General features: G+C 64.6%; 12 protein-coding genes. 8 read left to right on the forward strand and 4 right to left on the reverse strand.

Going from position 1 to position 13,526, the window contains the following annotated elements:
* Positions 1 to 792: 792 nt before the first annotated feature.
* A complete protein-coding gene (locus BMY71_RS15955; RefSeq protein ID WP_347336029.1) occupies positions 793 to 951 on the reverse strand; it encodes a hypothetical protein in 159 nt (52 codons plus the stop codon).
* Between the two features lie 298 nt (positions 952 to 1,249).
* Between BMY71_RS15955 and topA the strand changes: the two genes are divergently transcribed.
* The 5 genes from topA (at position 1,250) to rpmG (ending at position 8,029) form a co-directional block, all read left to right on the forward strand.
* Positions 1,250 to 3,994 carry a type I DNA topoisomerase gene (gene topA, locus BMY71_RS15960; RefSeq protein ID WP_011503433.1) on the forward strand — a complete coding sequence of 915 codons (2,745 nt, stop codon included), beginning with the start codon at positions 1,250 to 1,252 and terminating at the stop codon, positions 3,992 to 3,994.
* 2 nt (positions 3,995 to 3,996) lie between these two features.
* Positions 3,997 to 6,342, forward strand: coding sequence for a ribonuclease R (rnr, locus tag BMY71_RS15965; RefSeq protein ID WP_092685036.1), 2,346 nt, complete (start codon positions 3,997 to 3,999; stop codon positions 6,340 to 6,342).
* Positions 6,339 to 6,770 carry a DUF983 domain-containing protein gene (locus BMY71_RS15970; RefSeq protein ID WP_011503435.1) on the forward strand — a complete coding sequence of 144 codons (432 nt, stop codon included), beginning with the start codon at positions 6,339 to 6,341 and terminating at the stop codon, positions 6,768 to 6,770. The genes rnr and BMY71_RS15970 overlap by 4 nt, the downstream gene beginning before the upstream one ends.
* Positions 6,771 to 6,875: 105 nt before the next feature.
* A complete protein-coding gene (locus BMY71_RS15975) occupies positions 6,876 to 7,631 on the forward strand; it encodes an NUDIX hydrolase (protein ID WP_092685038.1) in 756 nt (251 codons plus the stop codon).
* A 230-nt stretch (positions 7,632 to 7,861) separates the two neighbouring features.
* On the forward strand, positions 7,862 to 8,029 hold the full coding sequence (rpmG, locus tag BMY71_RS15980; RefSeq protein ID WP_011503437.1) for a 50S ribosomal protein L33: 168 nt from the start codon (positions 7,862 to 7,864) through the stop codon (positions 8,027 to 8,029).
* Positions 8,030 to 8,258: 229 nt separating this feature from the next.
* Here rpmG and BMY71_RS15985 read toward each other — a convergent pair whose 3' ends face one another.
* Positions 8,259 to 9,632, reverse strand: a complete 1,374-nt coding sequence (locus BMY71_RS15985) for a PleD family two-component system response regulator (protein WP_092685040.1) — start codon at positions 9,630 to 9,632, stop codon at positions 8,259 to 8,261.
* Between the two features lie 9 nt (positions 9,633 to 9,641).
* The gene (locus BMY71_RS15990) at positions 9,642 to 10,007 is read right to left on the reverse strand and encodes a response regulator (protein WP_011503439.1); all 366 of its coding nucleotides are present in this window, start codon (positions 10,005 to 10,007) and stop codon (positions 9,642 to 9,644) included.
* 142 nt (positions 10,008 to 10,149) lie between these two features.
* On the opposite strand from BMY71_RS15990, the gene BMY71_RS15995 reads away from it, so the two are divergent.
* Together BMY71_RS15995 and BMY71_RS16000 are read left to right on the forward strand one after the other, a co-directional pair.
* On the forward strand, positions 10,150 to 10,449 hold the full coding sequence (locus BMY71_RS15995) for a DUF3572 domain-containing protein (RefSeq protein ID WP_011503440.1): 300 nt from the start codon (positions 10,150 to 10,152) through the stop codon (positions 10,447 to 10,449).
* Complete coding sequence (locus BMY71_RS16000) at positions 10,446 to 11,735, forward strand: DNA polymerase IV (protein ID WP_092685042.1); 1,290 nt, start codon at positions 10,446 to 10,448, stop codon at positions 11,733 to 11,735. The genes BMY71_RS15995 and BMY71_RS16000 overlap by 4 nt, the downstream gene beginning before the upstream one ends.
* 161 nt (positions 11,736 to 11,896) lie before the next feature.
* Here BMY71_RS16000 and BMY71_RS16005 read toward each other — a convergent pair whose 3' ends face one another.
* On the reverse strand, positions 11,897 to 12,757 hold the full coding sequence (locus BMY71_RS16005) for a cell envelope integrity EipB family protein (RefSeq protein WP_430715337.1): 861 nt from the start codon (positions 12,755 to 12,757) through the stop codon (positions 11,897 to 11,899).
* A 297-nt stretch (positions 12,758 to 13,054) separates the two neighbouring features.
* Here BMY71_RS16005 and BMY71_RS16010 point away from each other — a divergent pair, with 297 nt between their 5' ends.
* Positions 13,055 to 13,522, forward strand: coding sequence for a RidA family protein (locus tag BMY71_RS16010; RefSeq protein ID WP_011503443.1), 468 nt, complete (start codon positions 13,055 to 13,057; stop codon positions 13,520 to 13,522).
* Positions 13,523 to 13,526 lie beyond the last annotated feature (4 nt).

Genomic DNA, 13,526 nt, shown 5'->3' on the forward strand with positions numbered 1-13,526 from the left:
TCGCCAAGGTCAAGTTGCGAGGCCGCGACCGGGTCGACGCCGCCTTCAACCTGGCGCTGGCGGCCTACAATCTGATCCGCCTACCAAAGCTCCTGAGAGCAGCGGCGTGAAGCTCCCCAAGACAGCGAGGCCATCCGCACTCAAAGCTGAAGCCGTCGCATGTCGAACGACTGCAACCTTCAATCCCAATGAATGCAGGACTTCTTCAACAGTCTGCTAGAGCGTTTTCGAGCGAAGTGGAAACCGGTTCGCGTGAAGAAAACGCGTCAGAACAGAAAGTTAGAGCTCCGGTTCTGATTCTATCAGAACCGGAAACGCTCTAGGCCGCGCGCGCAGACCCCAAAAAAGCAACGGCCCGAAGTTGTGACACTTCGAGCCATCTTGGAGGCGGACGTACATCCGGCCCGCTTCCCGCTGATTCGAAGCGTGCACCAGTTCGGTTAACAACCGATTAACCGCCCTCCGGTCGCGCATCAGGGCTGCGTCGACGAACCGACCAACGGCGCGTCCAAGCGATAGTGCCCCAGGCGCGGTCTGCCCGCCATCGCGGCAGCGCGCGCTGCGGGGGCTCGTTGTTCGGGTTGCGAGTTCATGGTCGGTCGGCGAGACCGGCTTCAGGCGGCGCCATTCGACCGGATCGAGGCCAGGTAGAGTCGATTCTGCCCCACGGGGGCGAACTCCGTACTGTCGCATGATCTGATCGAACGGCCTTCAGCGTGGCGCACGATCTGAGGAGAATCGTCAAAATTCCAATAGATTGCACAGCTGATTTAACGTCATATCCGAATGTCGTCAGCGGCGTTGCGAACCGCCGCGTTTCTGAATACGAACGATCTCGCCTGCTTCCATCCGGGCCATGTCGAGCAGGTAGCAGAGCACGTCCAAGCGATGGACCTGGGCAATCTGGATCAATTCGGAGAGCGCCTCCGCGAGGTATCCGGCGGCCTCCACTGGGCCTCCGTCGCGATCTGCGGAGCCGCTGCTCCCCTGTCGTAGCGGCATCGGTTAGTCCTTTATCGGCGGAGGCACGCCTCCAGAAAGCTGATATCCCATCTCAGATACTACTCTAGGTTGTGCAACTCTAGGTTTAATTTTTATCCCCGCCAGCCTAAATGTCGATGCGAGGAGCCGTCCCGCCTCTGCCTGCTGATTTGACAGCGGCGGCCTCACCACCCATGTTCCGCACCATGCGGCTGGCGCGAGTCTCGCGAAACGGGCCCGTTTCTCTTAGCTAAATCATTGGAATCCGATGAATCTCGTCATTGTCGAGTCGCCTGCGAAGGCCAAGACGATCAACAAATATCTCGGCTCCTCCTACGAGGTTCTGGCCTCGTTCGGGCATGTCCGCGATCTGCCGGCCAAGAACGGGTCGGTCGATCCAGACGCGAATTTCCAGATGATTTGGGAGATCGATCCCAAAGCTGCCGGCCGGCTCAACGACATCGCCAAGGCCCTCAAAGGCGCCGACAAGCTGATCCTCGCCACCGACCCTGATCGCGAGGGTGAGGCGATCTCCTGGCACGTGCTGGAAGTGTTGAAGCAGAAGCGCGCGCTGAAAGACCAGAAGGTCGAGCGCGTGGTGTTCAACGCCATCACCAAGCAGTCGGTCACCGACGCCATGAAGCACCCGCGCGAGATCGACGGCGCGCTGGTCGACGCCTATATGGCGCGCCGCGCGCTGGATTATCTGGTCGGCTTCACGCTCTCCCCGGTGCTGTGGCGCAAGCTGCCCGGCGCGCGTTCCGCCGGGCGGGTGCAATCGGTGGCGCTGCGGCTTGTGTGCGACCGCGAGATGGAGATCGAGAAGTTCGTTCCGCGCGAATACTGGTCGCTGATCGCGACCCTGACGACGCCGCGCGGCGACAGCTTCGAGGCCCGCCTGGTCGGCGCCGACGGCAAGAAGATCCAGCGGCTCGACATTGGTACCGGCGTCGAGGCCGAGGATTTCAAGCAGGCGATCGAGCAGGCCAACTTCAAGGTGTCGAGCGTCGAGGCCAAGCCGGCCCGCCGCAACCCCTACGCCCCCTTCACCACCTCGACATTGCAGCAGGAAGCCAGCCGCAAGCTCGGCTTCGCGCCGGCGCACACGATGCGGATCGCGCAACGGCTGTATGAAGGCATCGACATCGGCGGCGAGACCACCGGTCTCATTACTTATATGCGTACCGACGGCGTCCAGATCGACCCCTCCGCCATCACCGAGGCGCGCAAGGTGATCGCCGAGGATTACGGCAGCGCCTACGTTCCGGATACGCCGCGGCAATATCAGGCCAAGGCGAAAAACGCCCAGGAAGCGCATGAGGCGATCCGCCCGACCGACATGTCGCGCCGCCCGGCCGACGTCAACGGCAGGCTCGATTCCGATCAGGCCCGACTCTACGAACTGATCTGGGTCCGCACCGTCGCGAGTCAGATGGAATCGGCCGAGATGGAGCGCACCACCGTCGACATCGAGGCCAAAGCCGGGTCGCGCGTGCTGGAGCTGCGCGCCACCGGTCAGGTGGTCAAGTTCGACGGCTTTCTCGCCGCCTATCAGGAAGGCCGCGACGACGACAGCGAGGACGAGGATTCGCGCCGGCTGCCGGCGATGAGCGAAGACGAGGCGCTGAAGCGCGACGCGCTCGCCGTCACCCAGCATTTCACCGAACCGCCGCCGCGCTTTTCGGAAGCCTCGCTGGTGAAGCGGATGGAAGAGCTCGGCATCGGCCGACCCTCGACCTACGCCTCGATCCTGCAGGTGCTGAAGGATCGCGGCTACGTGAAGCTGGAGAAGAAGCGGCTGCACGGCGAGGACAAAGGTCGCGTCGTGATCGCGTTCCTGGAGAGCTTTTTCGCGCGCTACGTCGAATACGACTTCACCGCGGCGCTGGAAGAGAAACTCGACCGCATCTCCAACAATGAAATCTCCTGGCAGCAGGTGCTGCGCGATTTCTGGACCGATTTCATCGGCGCGGTCGACGACATCAAGGAGCTGCGGGTCGCGCAGGTGCTCGACGTGCTCGACGAGATGCTCGGTCCGCATATCTATGCGCCGCGCGAGGATGGCGGCGATCCGCGGCAGTGCCCGAGCTGCGGCACCGGCCGGCTCAATCTCAAGGCCGGCAAGTTCGGCGCCTTTGTCGGCTGCTCGAACTATCCGGAATGCCGCCACACCCGCCCGCTCGCCGCCGACGGCGGCGGCGGCGATGCCGACCGCGTGCTCGGCATCGATCCCGACACCGGCTTCGAAGTGGCCGTCAAATCCGGTCGGTTCGGTCCTTACATCCAGCTTGGCGAAGCCAAGGACTACGCCGAAGGCGAGAAGCCGAAGCGCGCAGGCATTCCGAAGGGCACCTCGCCGTCCGACGTGGAGCTCGAGATGGCGCTGCGGCTGCTCGCGCTGCCGCGCGAAGTCGGCAAGCATCCGGAGACCGGCGAGCCGATCAAGGCCGGCATCGGCCGTTTCGGGCCCTATGTGCAGCACGAGAAGACCTATGCCAGCCTCGAGGCCGGCGACGATGTCCACAACATCGGGCTGAACCGTGCGGTGACCCTGATCGCCGAGAAGATCGCCAAGGGCCCGAGCAAGCGGCGCTTCGGCGCTGACCCCGGCAAGCCGCTCGGCGATCACCCGACCCTCGGCGGCGTCGCCGTGAAAGCCGGCCGCTACGGCGCCTATGTCACCGCCGGCGGCGTCAACGCCACGATCCCGAACGACAAGACCCAGGACACCATCACGCTCGCCGAGGCCATCGCGCTGATCGACGAGCGCGCCGCCAAGGGCGGCGGCGGCAAGGCCAAGAAGAAGGCTCCGGCGAAGAAGGCCGCAGCCTCCGGCGAGGCCAAGCCGAAGAAAGCCGCGGCCAAGAAGACCAAGCCGAAAGCCGAAACCGCCGCCGCCAGCAAAGCGCGCGCGCCGGTGACGGCCAAGACGTCCGTGGCCAAGGCCTCCACCGCCAAAGCAACAGCCAAGCCCAAATCACCCGCCAAAAAGAGCGCGGCCAAGAACGGATAGATGTGAGCAAGACGCGCGACGCAACTTTCCCGGACAAGGCCACGCTCGTCGCCTTCATCCGCGCGCATCCAGGCAAGGTCGGCACCCGCGAGATCGCGCGGGAGTTCGGCCTGAAGAATGCTGACCGCGCCGAACTCAAGCGGATGATCCGCGAATTGTCCGACGATGGCACGATCCGCAAAAGCGGCCGGCGCAAGATCGCGGAGCCCGCTGCCCTGCCCCCGACCTTGCTGGCGGACATCACCGCGCGCGACAGCGATGGCGAACTGATCGCCACGCCGGCGGAATGGGACGAGCAGGATGGCGATCCGCCCAGGATCCGCATCCACGTTCCGCGCCGCGCCAAGCCGGGCACCGCAGCCGGCCTCGGCGATCGTGCGCTTCTGCATGTCGAGCCCGCGGAAGCGTCCGACAACGGACCGGCCTATGTCGGCCGCGTCATCCGTGTGCTCGACCGCGGCAAGCCGCGGATTCTCGGCATCTTCCGCGTCCAGCCGCAGGGCGGTGGCCGGCTGGTGCCGGTCGACAAGAAACAGGCCGGGCGCGAACTCAACATCGCCGCGCACGATGCCGGCGGCGCGCAGGATGGCGATCTCGTCAGCGTCGAACTGATCCGCGCCCGCGGCTACGGATTGTCGTCCGGCCGGGTGAAGGAACGGCTCGGCTCGCTCGCGACCGAGAAGGCGGTCAGCCTGATCGCGATCCACTCCCACGACATTCCACAGGAATTCGCCCCCGCGGCGCTGCGCGAATCCGAAGCCGCAGAGCCCGCGACGCTGAAAGGCCGCGAAGACTGGCGCAGCCTGCCGCTGGTGACGATCGATCCGCCCGACGCCAAGGACCACGACGACGCGGTCCACGCCGAGCCCGACCCCGATCCCGCCAACAAAGGCGGCGTGATCCTGCACGTCGCGATCGCCGACGTCGCCTATTACGTGCGGCCGGAGTCAGCGCTCGATCGCGACGCGTTGCGGCGCGGCAATTCGGTGTACTTCCCCGACCGCGTCGTACCGATGCTGCCGGAACGGATCTCCAACGATCTGTGCTCGTTGAAGCCCGGCGAGCCGCGCGGCGCGCTCGCGGTGCGGATGGTGATGGACGCCGATGGCCGCAAGCGCTCGCACTCGTTCCACCGCGTGCTGATGCGCTCGGCGGCGAAGCTGAACTACGCGCAGGCGCAGGCCGCGATCGACGGCCACCCCGACGACGTCACCGGCCCGCTGCTGGAGACGATCCTCAAGCCGCTGTACGACGCCTATGCGATCGTCAAGCGCGGCCGCGACGAACGCGACCCTCTCGATCTCGATCTGCCTGAGCGCAAGATCCTGCTGAAGCCCGACGGCACGGTCGATCGCGTCATCGTGCCCGAGCGGCTCGACGCGCACAGATTGATCGAGGAATTCATGATCCTCGCCAATGTCGCCGCGGCGGAAATGCTGGAGAAGAAGGCGCTGCCGCTGATCTATCGGGTGCACGACGAACCGACCGTTGAGAAGGTCCATAACCTCGTCGACTTCCTGAAGACGCTCGATCTGTCCTTCGCCAAAGGCGGCGCAATGCGACCGGCGCAGTTCAATCGCATCCTGGCGATGGTGAAGGGTCACGACGCCGAACTCCTCGTCAACGAAGTCGTGCTGCGCTCGCAGGCGCAGGCGGAATACGCCTCGGAGAATTACGGCCATTTCGGCCTGAACCTGCGCCGCTACGCGCATTTCACCTCGCCGATCCGCCGCTACGCCGATCTCGTGGTCCACCGCGCGCTGATCCGCGCGCTCGATCTCGGCGACGGCGCGTTGCCACAAACCGAAACGGTGGAAACGCTCGCCGAAGTCGCGGCGCAGATTTCGGTGACGGAACGCCGCGCCATGAAGGCGGAACGCGAGACCGTCGACCGGCTGATCGCGCATCACCTCGCCGACCGGATCGGCGCGACCTTCCAGGGCCGGATTTCCGGGGTCACCAAGGCCGGTTTGTTCGTCAAGCTGAGCGACACCGGCGCCGACGGGCTGATCCCGATCCGGACGCTCGGCGACGAATACTACAACTATGACGAGACCCGCCACGCGCTGATCGGCTCGCGCAGTGGTGCCATGCATCGGCTGGGGGATGTCGTCGACGTCCGTCTGGTCGAAGCTGCACCGGTGGCCGGCGCGCTGCGGTTCGAACTGCTCAGTGAATCACGCAGCGTCGTGCGCGGGCAGCGCAAAGGCCCACACAAGACCAAAGGGAAGGAACAGGCGACGAGCAAAGCCGCCATCGGGCGCAGCTCGCGCGGCAAGGCCCGCAAGGCGAAGGTCGCCAAGCCGCCGAAGCGCAAGCCGAACAAGCCCGGAAAGGGAAAGCGATGAAAACCGTTGTGAATCGTGCGCCCATCGTGTGGCCGTCGGACAACGCTCCCACGGAGGAACGCAACGTCTGGCAGGCGATGTGGCGCGGCTTTCGCGGCCGCTGCCCGCATTGCGGCGAAGGAAAACTGTTCCGCGCGTTCCTCAAGACCGCCGATGCCTGCGGCCATTGCGGTCAGGATTTCAGCGGTCACCGCGCCGACGATCTGCCGGCCTATCTGGTGATCGTCATCGTCGGACACATCGTCGTGCCGATCGCATTGTCGATCGAAACCAACTTCGCGCCGCCGGTGGCATTGCAGCTCGCGATCTATTTGCCTATCACGCTGCTCGCATCGCTGGCGCTGCTGCAACCCGTCAAGGGCGCGGTGGTCGGTCTGCAATGGGCTTTTCGGATGCACGGCTTCGACGAAAACAATCCGGAAAAGTAGAACGTGATTCCGAAAAGTGGATGCCAGTTTTCCGGAAAGATCATGCGCGAGCAAAATCTAGACGGCGATCAAGCCGCATAACAAGAAACGGGGAACGGGAGCGAAATGAGCGAGACGGTCACGCATGTCGCGAACACGGTCGAACAGGGCGAAAAAGAAGCCGATCACCATCCGTATTTCCGTCCGAAGGACGCCGCGACGCTGATCCTCGTCGATCGCAGCGGCAGCATTCCGAAAGTGCTTGTCGGAAAGCGCCACGACAACGTGGTGTTCATGCCCGGCAAATTCGTGTTTCCCGGCGGCCGCGTCGATAAGGTCGACAACCGCGTTCCGGTGGCGGCGCCGATTCCGCTGGAACTCGAAGCCAATCTTCTCAAAGGCAGCCCCAGGATCACGCCCTCTCGCGCCCGTGCGCTCGCTGTCGCGGCGATCCGCGAAGCCTGCGAGGAAACCGGCCTGTGCCTTGGCCGCAAGGCGGACGCCGCGTCAAGGCTGAACGGCCCGTGGCAGCCCTTCACCGACGCAGGGTTGCTGCCCGACCCCTCCGGGCTGTTCCTGATCGCCCGCGCGATCACACCGCCGGGCCGGGTCCGGCGCTTCGACACGCGGTTCTTCACCGCCGACGCCTCCGCCATCGCCCACCGGGTCGAGGGTGTGATCCATCCGGACGCCGAACTGGTCGAACTGGTCTGGGTCGAACTCGGGTCCAGCCCCCTCGCCGACCTGCATGCGATGACCAAGAACGTACTGGGCGAGTTGCAACGCCGCCTCGCCACCGGCCCGCTGCGCCACGATTCGCCGGTGCCGTTCTTCCATTTCTATGGCGGCCGGATGCAGAAGGACATTCTGCCCGGAACCTGAGGCCCGAATCCGGCGATGCTGCCCGCGCGCCGACGCGACTTTCGCTCAAACGGCGCGATTGAAGCGTCTGGCGGGGCCATTTCCAGCCCCAATCCCCCGAAATGCCCGGTTTTCGGCCTCGATCTGCTGCTGAAAACCTTGACTTTCGGTCATTGGCGGCTAGTTTGCGCGCCAAACGCGGGTCCTGACGTTCGACCTCGCTCCGATTCCCGACATTCGAGGTTCCGACCATGGCCAAAGCGGTCACCATCAAGATCAAGCTCGTCTCGACTGCCGACACCGGCTTCTATTACGTGACGAAGAAGAACTCGCGCACCATGACCGACAAGATGACCAAGAAGAAGTACGACCCGGTCGCGCGCAAGCACGTCGAGTTCAAGGAAGCCAAGATCAAGTAAGCCCGAAGCGGCTTACGGATAGAGTTTTGCGGGGCCTTCGGGCCCCGTTTGCTTTTGCGTCGCGTGATCGTGGAAGCCTCAGCAGATAGAAGCCGTCATCGCCCGCGAAAGCGGGCGACCCAGTATTCCAAGAGCGCCACGGTCGATCGCAAAGCTGCGGCGTCCTGGATCCCCGCCTTCGCGGGGATGACGGCTGTGCGTTTGTGTGAAGTCGTGCAGGTGCCGCGGCTCACGCCGCCGCCGCAACCACGCGATTGCGACCGTCGTGCTTGGCGCGATACAAAGCGGTGTCGGCGCGCTTCAGCAGATCGCGGACCGGTTCGCCTTTGCGCTCCAGCGTCGACAGCCCGATCGAGATCGTGACCTCGATCCGCTTGGCGCCCTTCTCGATGGCGAACGGCTCGCCGGCGATCGCCCGCCGCAGCCGCTCCGCCACCATCTGCGCAACGTGCAGATCGGTCTCCGGCATCACGATGACGAACTCCTCGCCGCCGTAGCGGCAGGCGAGGTCGATGCCGCGGATCGACTTGCGGATGCGCGTCGCGAATTCGCGCAGCACGTCGTCGCCGGCGTCGTGGCCGTAGCTGTCATTGATCGACTTGAAGAAGTCGATGTCGAGGATCATCAGCGCCAATGGCTTGCCGCGAGCGCCCGCCTGCTCGGCGAGCGTCGCGAGATGGCTTTCCATATAGCGGCGATTATGTAGCCCGGTCAGGCCATCAGTGATCGCCATCTCGATCGAATGCTGCACGTTGTCGCGCAGATGATCGGTATAGCGCCGACGGCGAATCTGCGTGCGCGCGCGCGCCAGCAGTTCGTTCTTGTCGACCGGCCGCAGCAGATAGTCGTTGACGCCGATTTCCAGTCCGCGCAGCAGCCGCGCGTTGTTCTCGGCATCGGCGATCGCGAGAATCGGCACGTGTCGGGTGCGCTCGAGCGATCGCGCCTGGCTGCACAGTCGCAGCCCATCGAAATCTTCCAGACCGAGCGAAACGATCAACAGATCGTAATTGCCCTCGGCCGCGTGAAACAGTGCCTCGGACGGATTGGCTTCAACGTCGATGTCGTGTTCGGCGGCGAGCAGCGGCGCCAGCCGCTCGTAGGACGACGGCCGGTCGTCGACCAGCAGGATGCGCCCGCCTTTACCCTGATCGGACACCGCCTCGCGCTCCGGCGCCTGCATGCCGATCTCGAGCGAGGTGATCGCGCGCATCCGCAGTTCGTCGGTCATCATCTTCAGGCGAGTCAGCGAGCGCACGCGGGCGATCAGCACCACGTCCGACACCGGCTTGGTGAGGAAGTCGTCGGCGCCGGCCTCGAGCCCGCGCACCCGATCGGCGGGGCTGTCGAGCGCCGTCACCATCACCACAGGGATGAAATGCGTCTTCGGATTGGCCTTCAGCCGCCGGCAGACCTCGAAGCCGTCCATGTCCGGCATCATCACGTCCAGCAGCACGATGTCGCATTCCGCGCGCGCGCAGATCTCGAGCGCCTGCGCGCCATTGGACGCGGTCACGACATCGAAGTACTCCGCCGACAGCCGCGCTTCGAGCAGCCTGACGTTGGCGGGAATGTCGTCGACCACCAGGATCCGTGCGGACATCGCCTGCTCCTACCCGATGAAACGGCGCACGGTTTCGATGAACTTGCCCACCGAAATCGGCTTCGACAAATAGGCCTCGCAGCCACCTTCGCGGATGCGTTCCTCATCGCCCTTCATCGCGAACGCCGTCACCGCCACCACCGGGATGTGACGCAGTTCCGGGTCGTCCTTGATCCAGCGGGTGACATCCAGACCAGATACCTGTGGCAGCTGGATGTCCATCAGGATCAGATCAGGATGCAGTTTGCGAACGAGGTCGAGCGCTTCATAACCATTGCTCGTTCCCGCCGTCTGGTAGCCATGGGCTTCCAGCAAATCGCGGAAGAGCTTCATGTTGAGCTCGTTATCCTCGACGATCAGGACGGTTTTGGCCATCCCGCCCTCCAATCCTGATACGAGAGTGCCCGCGTCTACGACCAGCGCTGCTGTTCGACAATCCGCAAGACTTGACCATGCAAGACTCGGGCATGATTGATTAAAATAGAGACTAGAAGTTACGGAAAGGCAAACACCACCGATGCCCAAACGTGTTCACAATGCCCGACAAGTTTCTGAAATCGTGGCGATTCAGGCGCTTTCCTTCATCGCGTCGGACCCCGAGCGGCTGGGCCTGTTCCTCGCCGAGACCGGGATCGGCCCGGAGACGCTGCGGCAGTCGGCCGCCGACCCGCAGTTTCTGATCAGTGTGCTGAACTTCATCATGCGCGATGACGCAACCGTGAAGGCGTTCGCGACCTCGGCCGGCCTCGACCCGACCAATGTCGCGGCCGCTTTGCAGGTGCTCGAGGATACGCCGTGGGAGAGCGATACGCCGTGAGTGAAGCGGGGCCGCCCGGGCCGCTGTGCTTCTGTCGCGACTGCCTCACCGATCTCGGGGCGGACGCGCGGCGCTGCAGCGCGTGCGGCTCTCCGCGACTGCTCCGCCATCGCGCGCTGTCGACGCTGACGCTCGCGCATATCGACTGCGATGCGTTCTACGCGACAGTCGAGAAGCGCGATAATCCCGACCTCGCCGACCGGCCGGTGATCATCGGCGGCGGCAGGCGCGGCGTTGTTTCGGCCGCCTGCTACATCGCGCGCACCTTCGGCGTGCGCTCGGCGATGCCGATGTTCAAGGCGCTGGCGCTGTGCCCTTCGGCGGCTGTCGTGCGCCCCGACATGGCGAAATACGTCCGCGTCGGCCGCGAGGTCCGCCAGGCGATGCTGCAACTCACGCCGCTGGTCGAGCCGCTGTCGATCGATGAGGCGTTTCTCGATCTGTCCGGCACCGAGCGGATGCACGGCGCGATCGCCGCCAAGGTATTGGCGCGGTTCGCCCGCGACATCGAACGCGACATCGGCATCACCGTGTCGGTGGGCCTGTCGTGCAACAAATTCCTCGCCAAGATCGCCTCCGACCTCGACAAGCCGCGCGGTTTCGCCACGCTCGATCAGGACGATGCGAAAGCGATGCTGGGGCCCCGCCCCGTGAGCTTCATCTTCGGCGTCGGCCCCGCGACGGCGGCTCGGGTCGCTCAGTACGGCTTCCGCACCATCGCCGATCTGCAGAAAGCCGACGAGATCGACCTGATGCGGCAGTTCGGCGACGAAGGACGGCGACTGTGGCGGCTCGCCCGCGGCATCGACAATCGCAAGGTCGTGCCGGATCGCGGCGCCAAGTCGATCTCCAATGAAACCACCTTCGAGACCGACATCCGCGATCTGGAGACGCTGGAACGGATCCTGTGGCGACTGTCGGACAAGGTATCGTCGCGGCTGAAAAGCGCCGGCCTCGCCGGTTCGACCATCACGTTGAAACTGAAGTCGAGCGACTTTCGCCAGCGCACCCGCTCGCAGACGATTCACGCGCCGACCCAGCTCGCTAATCGCATTTTCGCGGTGTCGCGCGAGATGCTGGTCAAGGAAATCGACGGCACCGCCTTCCGCCTGATCGGTACCGGCGTCAGCGCGCTGACCGAACAGGCACAGGCCGACGAGGCCGACATGCTGGATGCCCGCGCCGCGACCGCCGAGCGCGCGATCGACGATCTGCGCAAGAAGTTCGGTGACGCCGCGGTGATCCGCGGCCTCGCCTATAACGGACCGGACAAGCCGCGGAGTTAGTTCGAACTCATCATGGCCACAAGGTCTGCGTCGTCCTGAGGCGCTCGCGCAGCGAGGCTCGAAGGACGGGCCGGGAAACCGCCTTCGCCCTTGGAGACGCGGCTTCGCCGCGCCTCAGCGGTGACGGCTTCCTCCGCGCTCATCGCACGGCTGCGCCCACCCTACTTACACGGCTTGTTCGATTTGACATCGAACTTGCCCAGCGCGCCGGCCAGGACGAAATCATTGTAGTCGAGCACCAGCGAGCGGGACACGCCGTTCTCGTAGAGCTCGAACGACATCGCATAGACAGGCGTCTGCTCACCGGAATTTGCCTTGGCTTCATGATCGTAGTAGCTCACCGTCACCGGCCATCGCGTCAGCGGCTTCATAGCGGCGTCGGAAGTCGACGGGTCCGGCGGAGATCCGGCGCGGTCGCCGGGGATCGCCTGCCCGATCACGGTCAGCGTGTTGTAGACCTTCTCGCCATTGTCCGAGCCGTCATAGACCTGCAGCTCGAGCAACGTCTTGCCGTCGCGCGCCGCGGCGATGATGCGTTCGATCTGCTCGGTCGGAAACACCGTCTTGCCGTCGAGCGTGAAGGTCTTTTGCACCGGCTGCTTCAGCTTGACGGTGATGGTGTCTCCGGTCCGCTCCGCGACGCCGTCGACGTCGGTCGGATCGGAGTCGTTCATCTTGGTATCGATCTTGAAGCGATAGCTCTTGCCGGCGGCGTCCTCCCAGCTCGACGAGCGCAGGTCGCTCAGCGTGTTCTTGCCCTCGCCGCTCTCGATCTCGGAGACCTGGCGGAAGTCCGAGGTATAGCCCTCGCAGGCATTGCCGGAGAAATTGTACAGGATGCGGCCGCGGACGGTGTTGACCGAGGCGTTGTTGCGCGTCTTCAGCAGGCTGAGGTCGTACAGCGCCTGATGCGGCAGGAAGGCGACGTTGGGACTGGCGATCGCGGGCGTTCCGCCCAACGCGCCGGCGCCGACCATCGTCATCGCCAACGCACCCAGGCGGAGGCTCGTGTGTCGTGTCATGCGCATGTCGTCTCCTTGAAACCGGACAGTTGAGGATAGTAAGCGTGCTGTCGCGCCGCAACGGCGCTGATCGATGGAACACCCGATTGCGGTGAAATCGCGGAGCATTTGGTTCAAACTTGCCTGATCCGGCGATCGAGCTGGCCGCCCGGATCAAGACCGGTGCCGCGCGATTTGCTTGGGGCGCGCCTTGCTTGCAAGACCCGGCGCAATCGGCCAAACAGGTCCAGCCCGGAGGCGTTGCCGCCTGGGGATGCGACGAACAGAACATCTGACGAACAGAAATCGGGGACCGCTATGACCGGAGTGATCGAGCAGAAACTCACCGCGCAGGGAATCGTCCTGCCCGAACCCACCAGCCCGGTCGCGAATTACGTCGGCTTCGTGCGCACCGGAAATTTGCTGGTGGTGTCCGGTCAGATTTGCTTCGACGGCGAAGGCAAGCTGATCGCCAAGGGCAAGCTCGGCGCGGGCGTCAGCATCGAACAGGGTAACGCTGCGGCGCGCGGCTGCGCGATCAATCTGCTGGCGCAGCTCAAGGCCGCGCTCGGCGATCTCGACAAGGTGGTGCGCGTGGTCCGCCTCGGTGGCTTCATCAACTCGACGCCGGATTTCATCGACGGTCCGAAGGTGATGAACGGCGCGTCCGACCTGATGGTCGCCGCGTTCGGCGACAAGGGCCGCCACGCCCGGACCACGATCGGCGTCGCCTCGCTGCCGGCCGACGCCGCCGTCGAGGTCGAGGGCCTGTTCGAAGTCGCCTGATCCG

This window comes from Rhodopseudomonas pseudopalustris (assembly GCF_900110435.1).
In the GTDB taxonomy this organism is placed as follows: domain Bacteria; phylum Pseudomonadota; class Alphaproteobacteria; order Rhizobiales; family Xanthobacteraceae; genus Rhodopseudomonas; species Rhodopseudomonas pseudopalustris.

What these genes read in the sequence shown, in the direction of transcription:
- BMY71_RS16005 (WP_430715337.1), bottom strand. Translation starts at nt 12,757, where the DNA reads ATGACACGACACACGAGCCTCCGCCTGGGTGCGTTGGCGATGACGATG.
- BMY71_RS16010 (WP_011503443.1), top strand. Translation starts at nt 13,055, where the DNA reads ATGACCGGAGTGATCGAGCAGAAACTCACCGCGCAGGGAATCGTCCTG.
- BMY71_RS15985 (WP_092685040.1), bottom strand. Translation starts at nt 9,632, where the DNA reads ATGTCCGCACGGATCCTGGTGGTCGACGACATTCCCGCCAACGTCAGG.
- BMY71_RS15995 (WP_011503440.1), top strand. Translation starts at nt 10,150, where the DNA reads ATGCCCAAACGTGTTCACAATGCCCGACAAGTTTCTGAAATCGTGGCG.
- topA (WP_011503433.1), top strand. Translation starts at nt 1,250, where the DNA reads ATGAATCTCGTCATTGTCGAGTCGCCTGCGAAGGCCAAGACGATCAAC.
- BMY71_RS15975 (WP_092685038.1), top strand. Translation starts at nt 6,876, where the DNA reads ATGAGCGAGACGGTCACGCATGTCGCGAACACGGTCGAACAGGGCGAA.
- rpmG (WP_011503437.1), top strand. Translation starts at nt 7,862, where the DNA reads ATGGCCAAAGCGGTCACCATCAAGATCAAGCTCGTCTCGACTGCCGAC.
- BMY71_RS15990 (WP_011503439.1), bottom strand. Translation starts at nt 10,007, where the DNA reads ATGGCCAAAACCGTCCTGATCGTCGAGGATAACGAGCTCAACATGAAG.
- BMY71_RS15970 (WP_011503435.1), top strand. Translation starts at nt 6,339, where the DNA reads ATGAAAACCGTTGTGAATCGTGCGCCCATCGTGTGGCCGTCGGACAAC.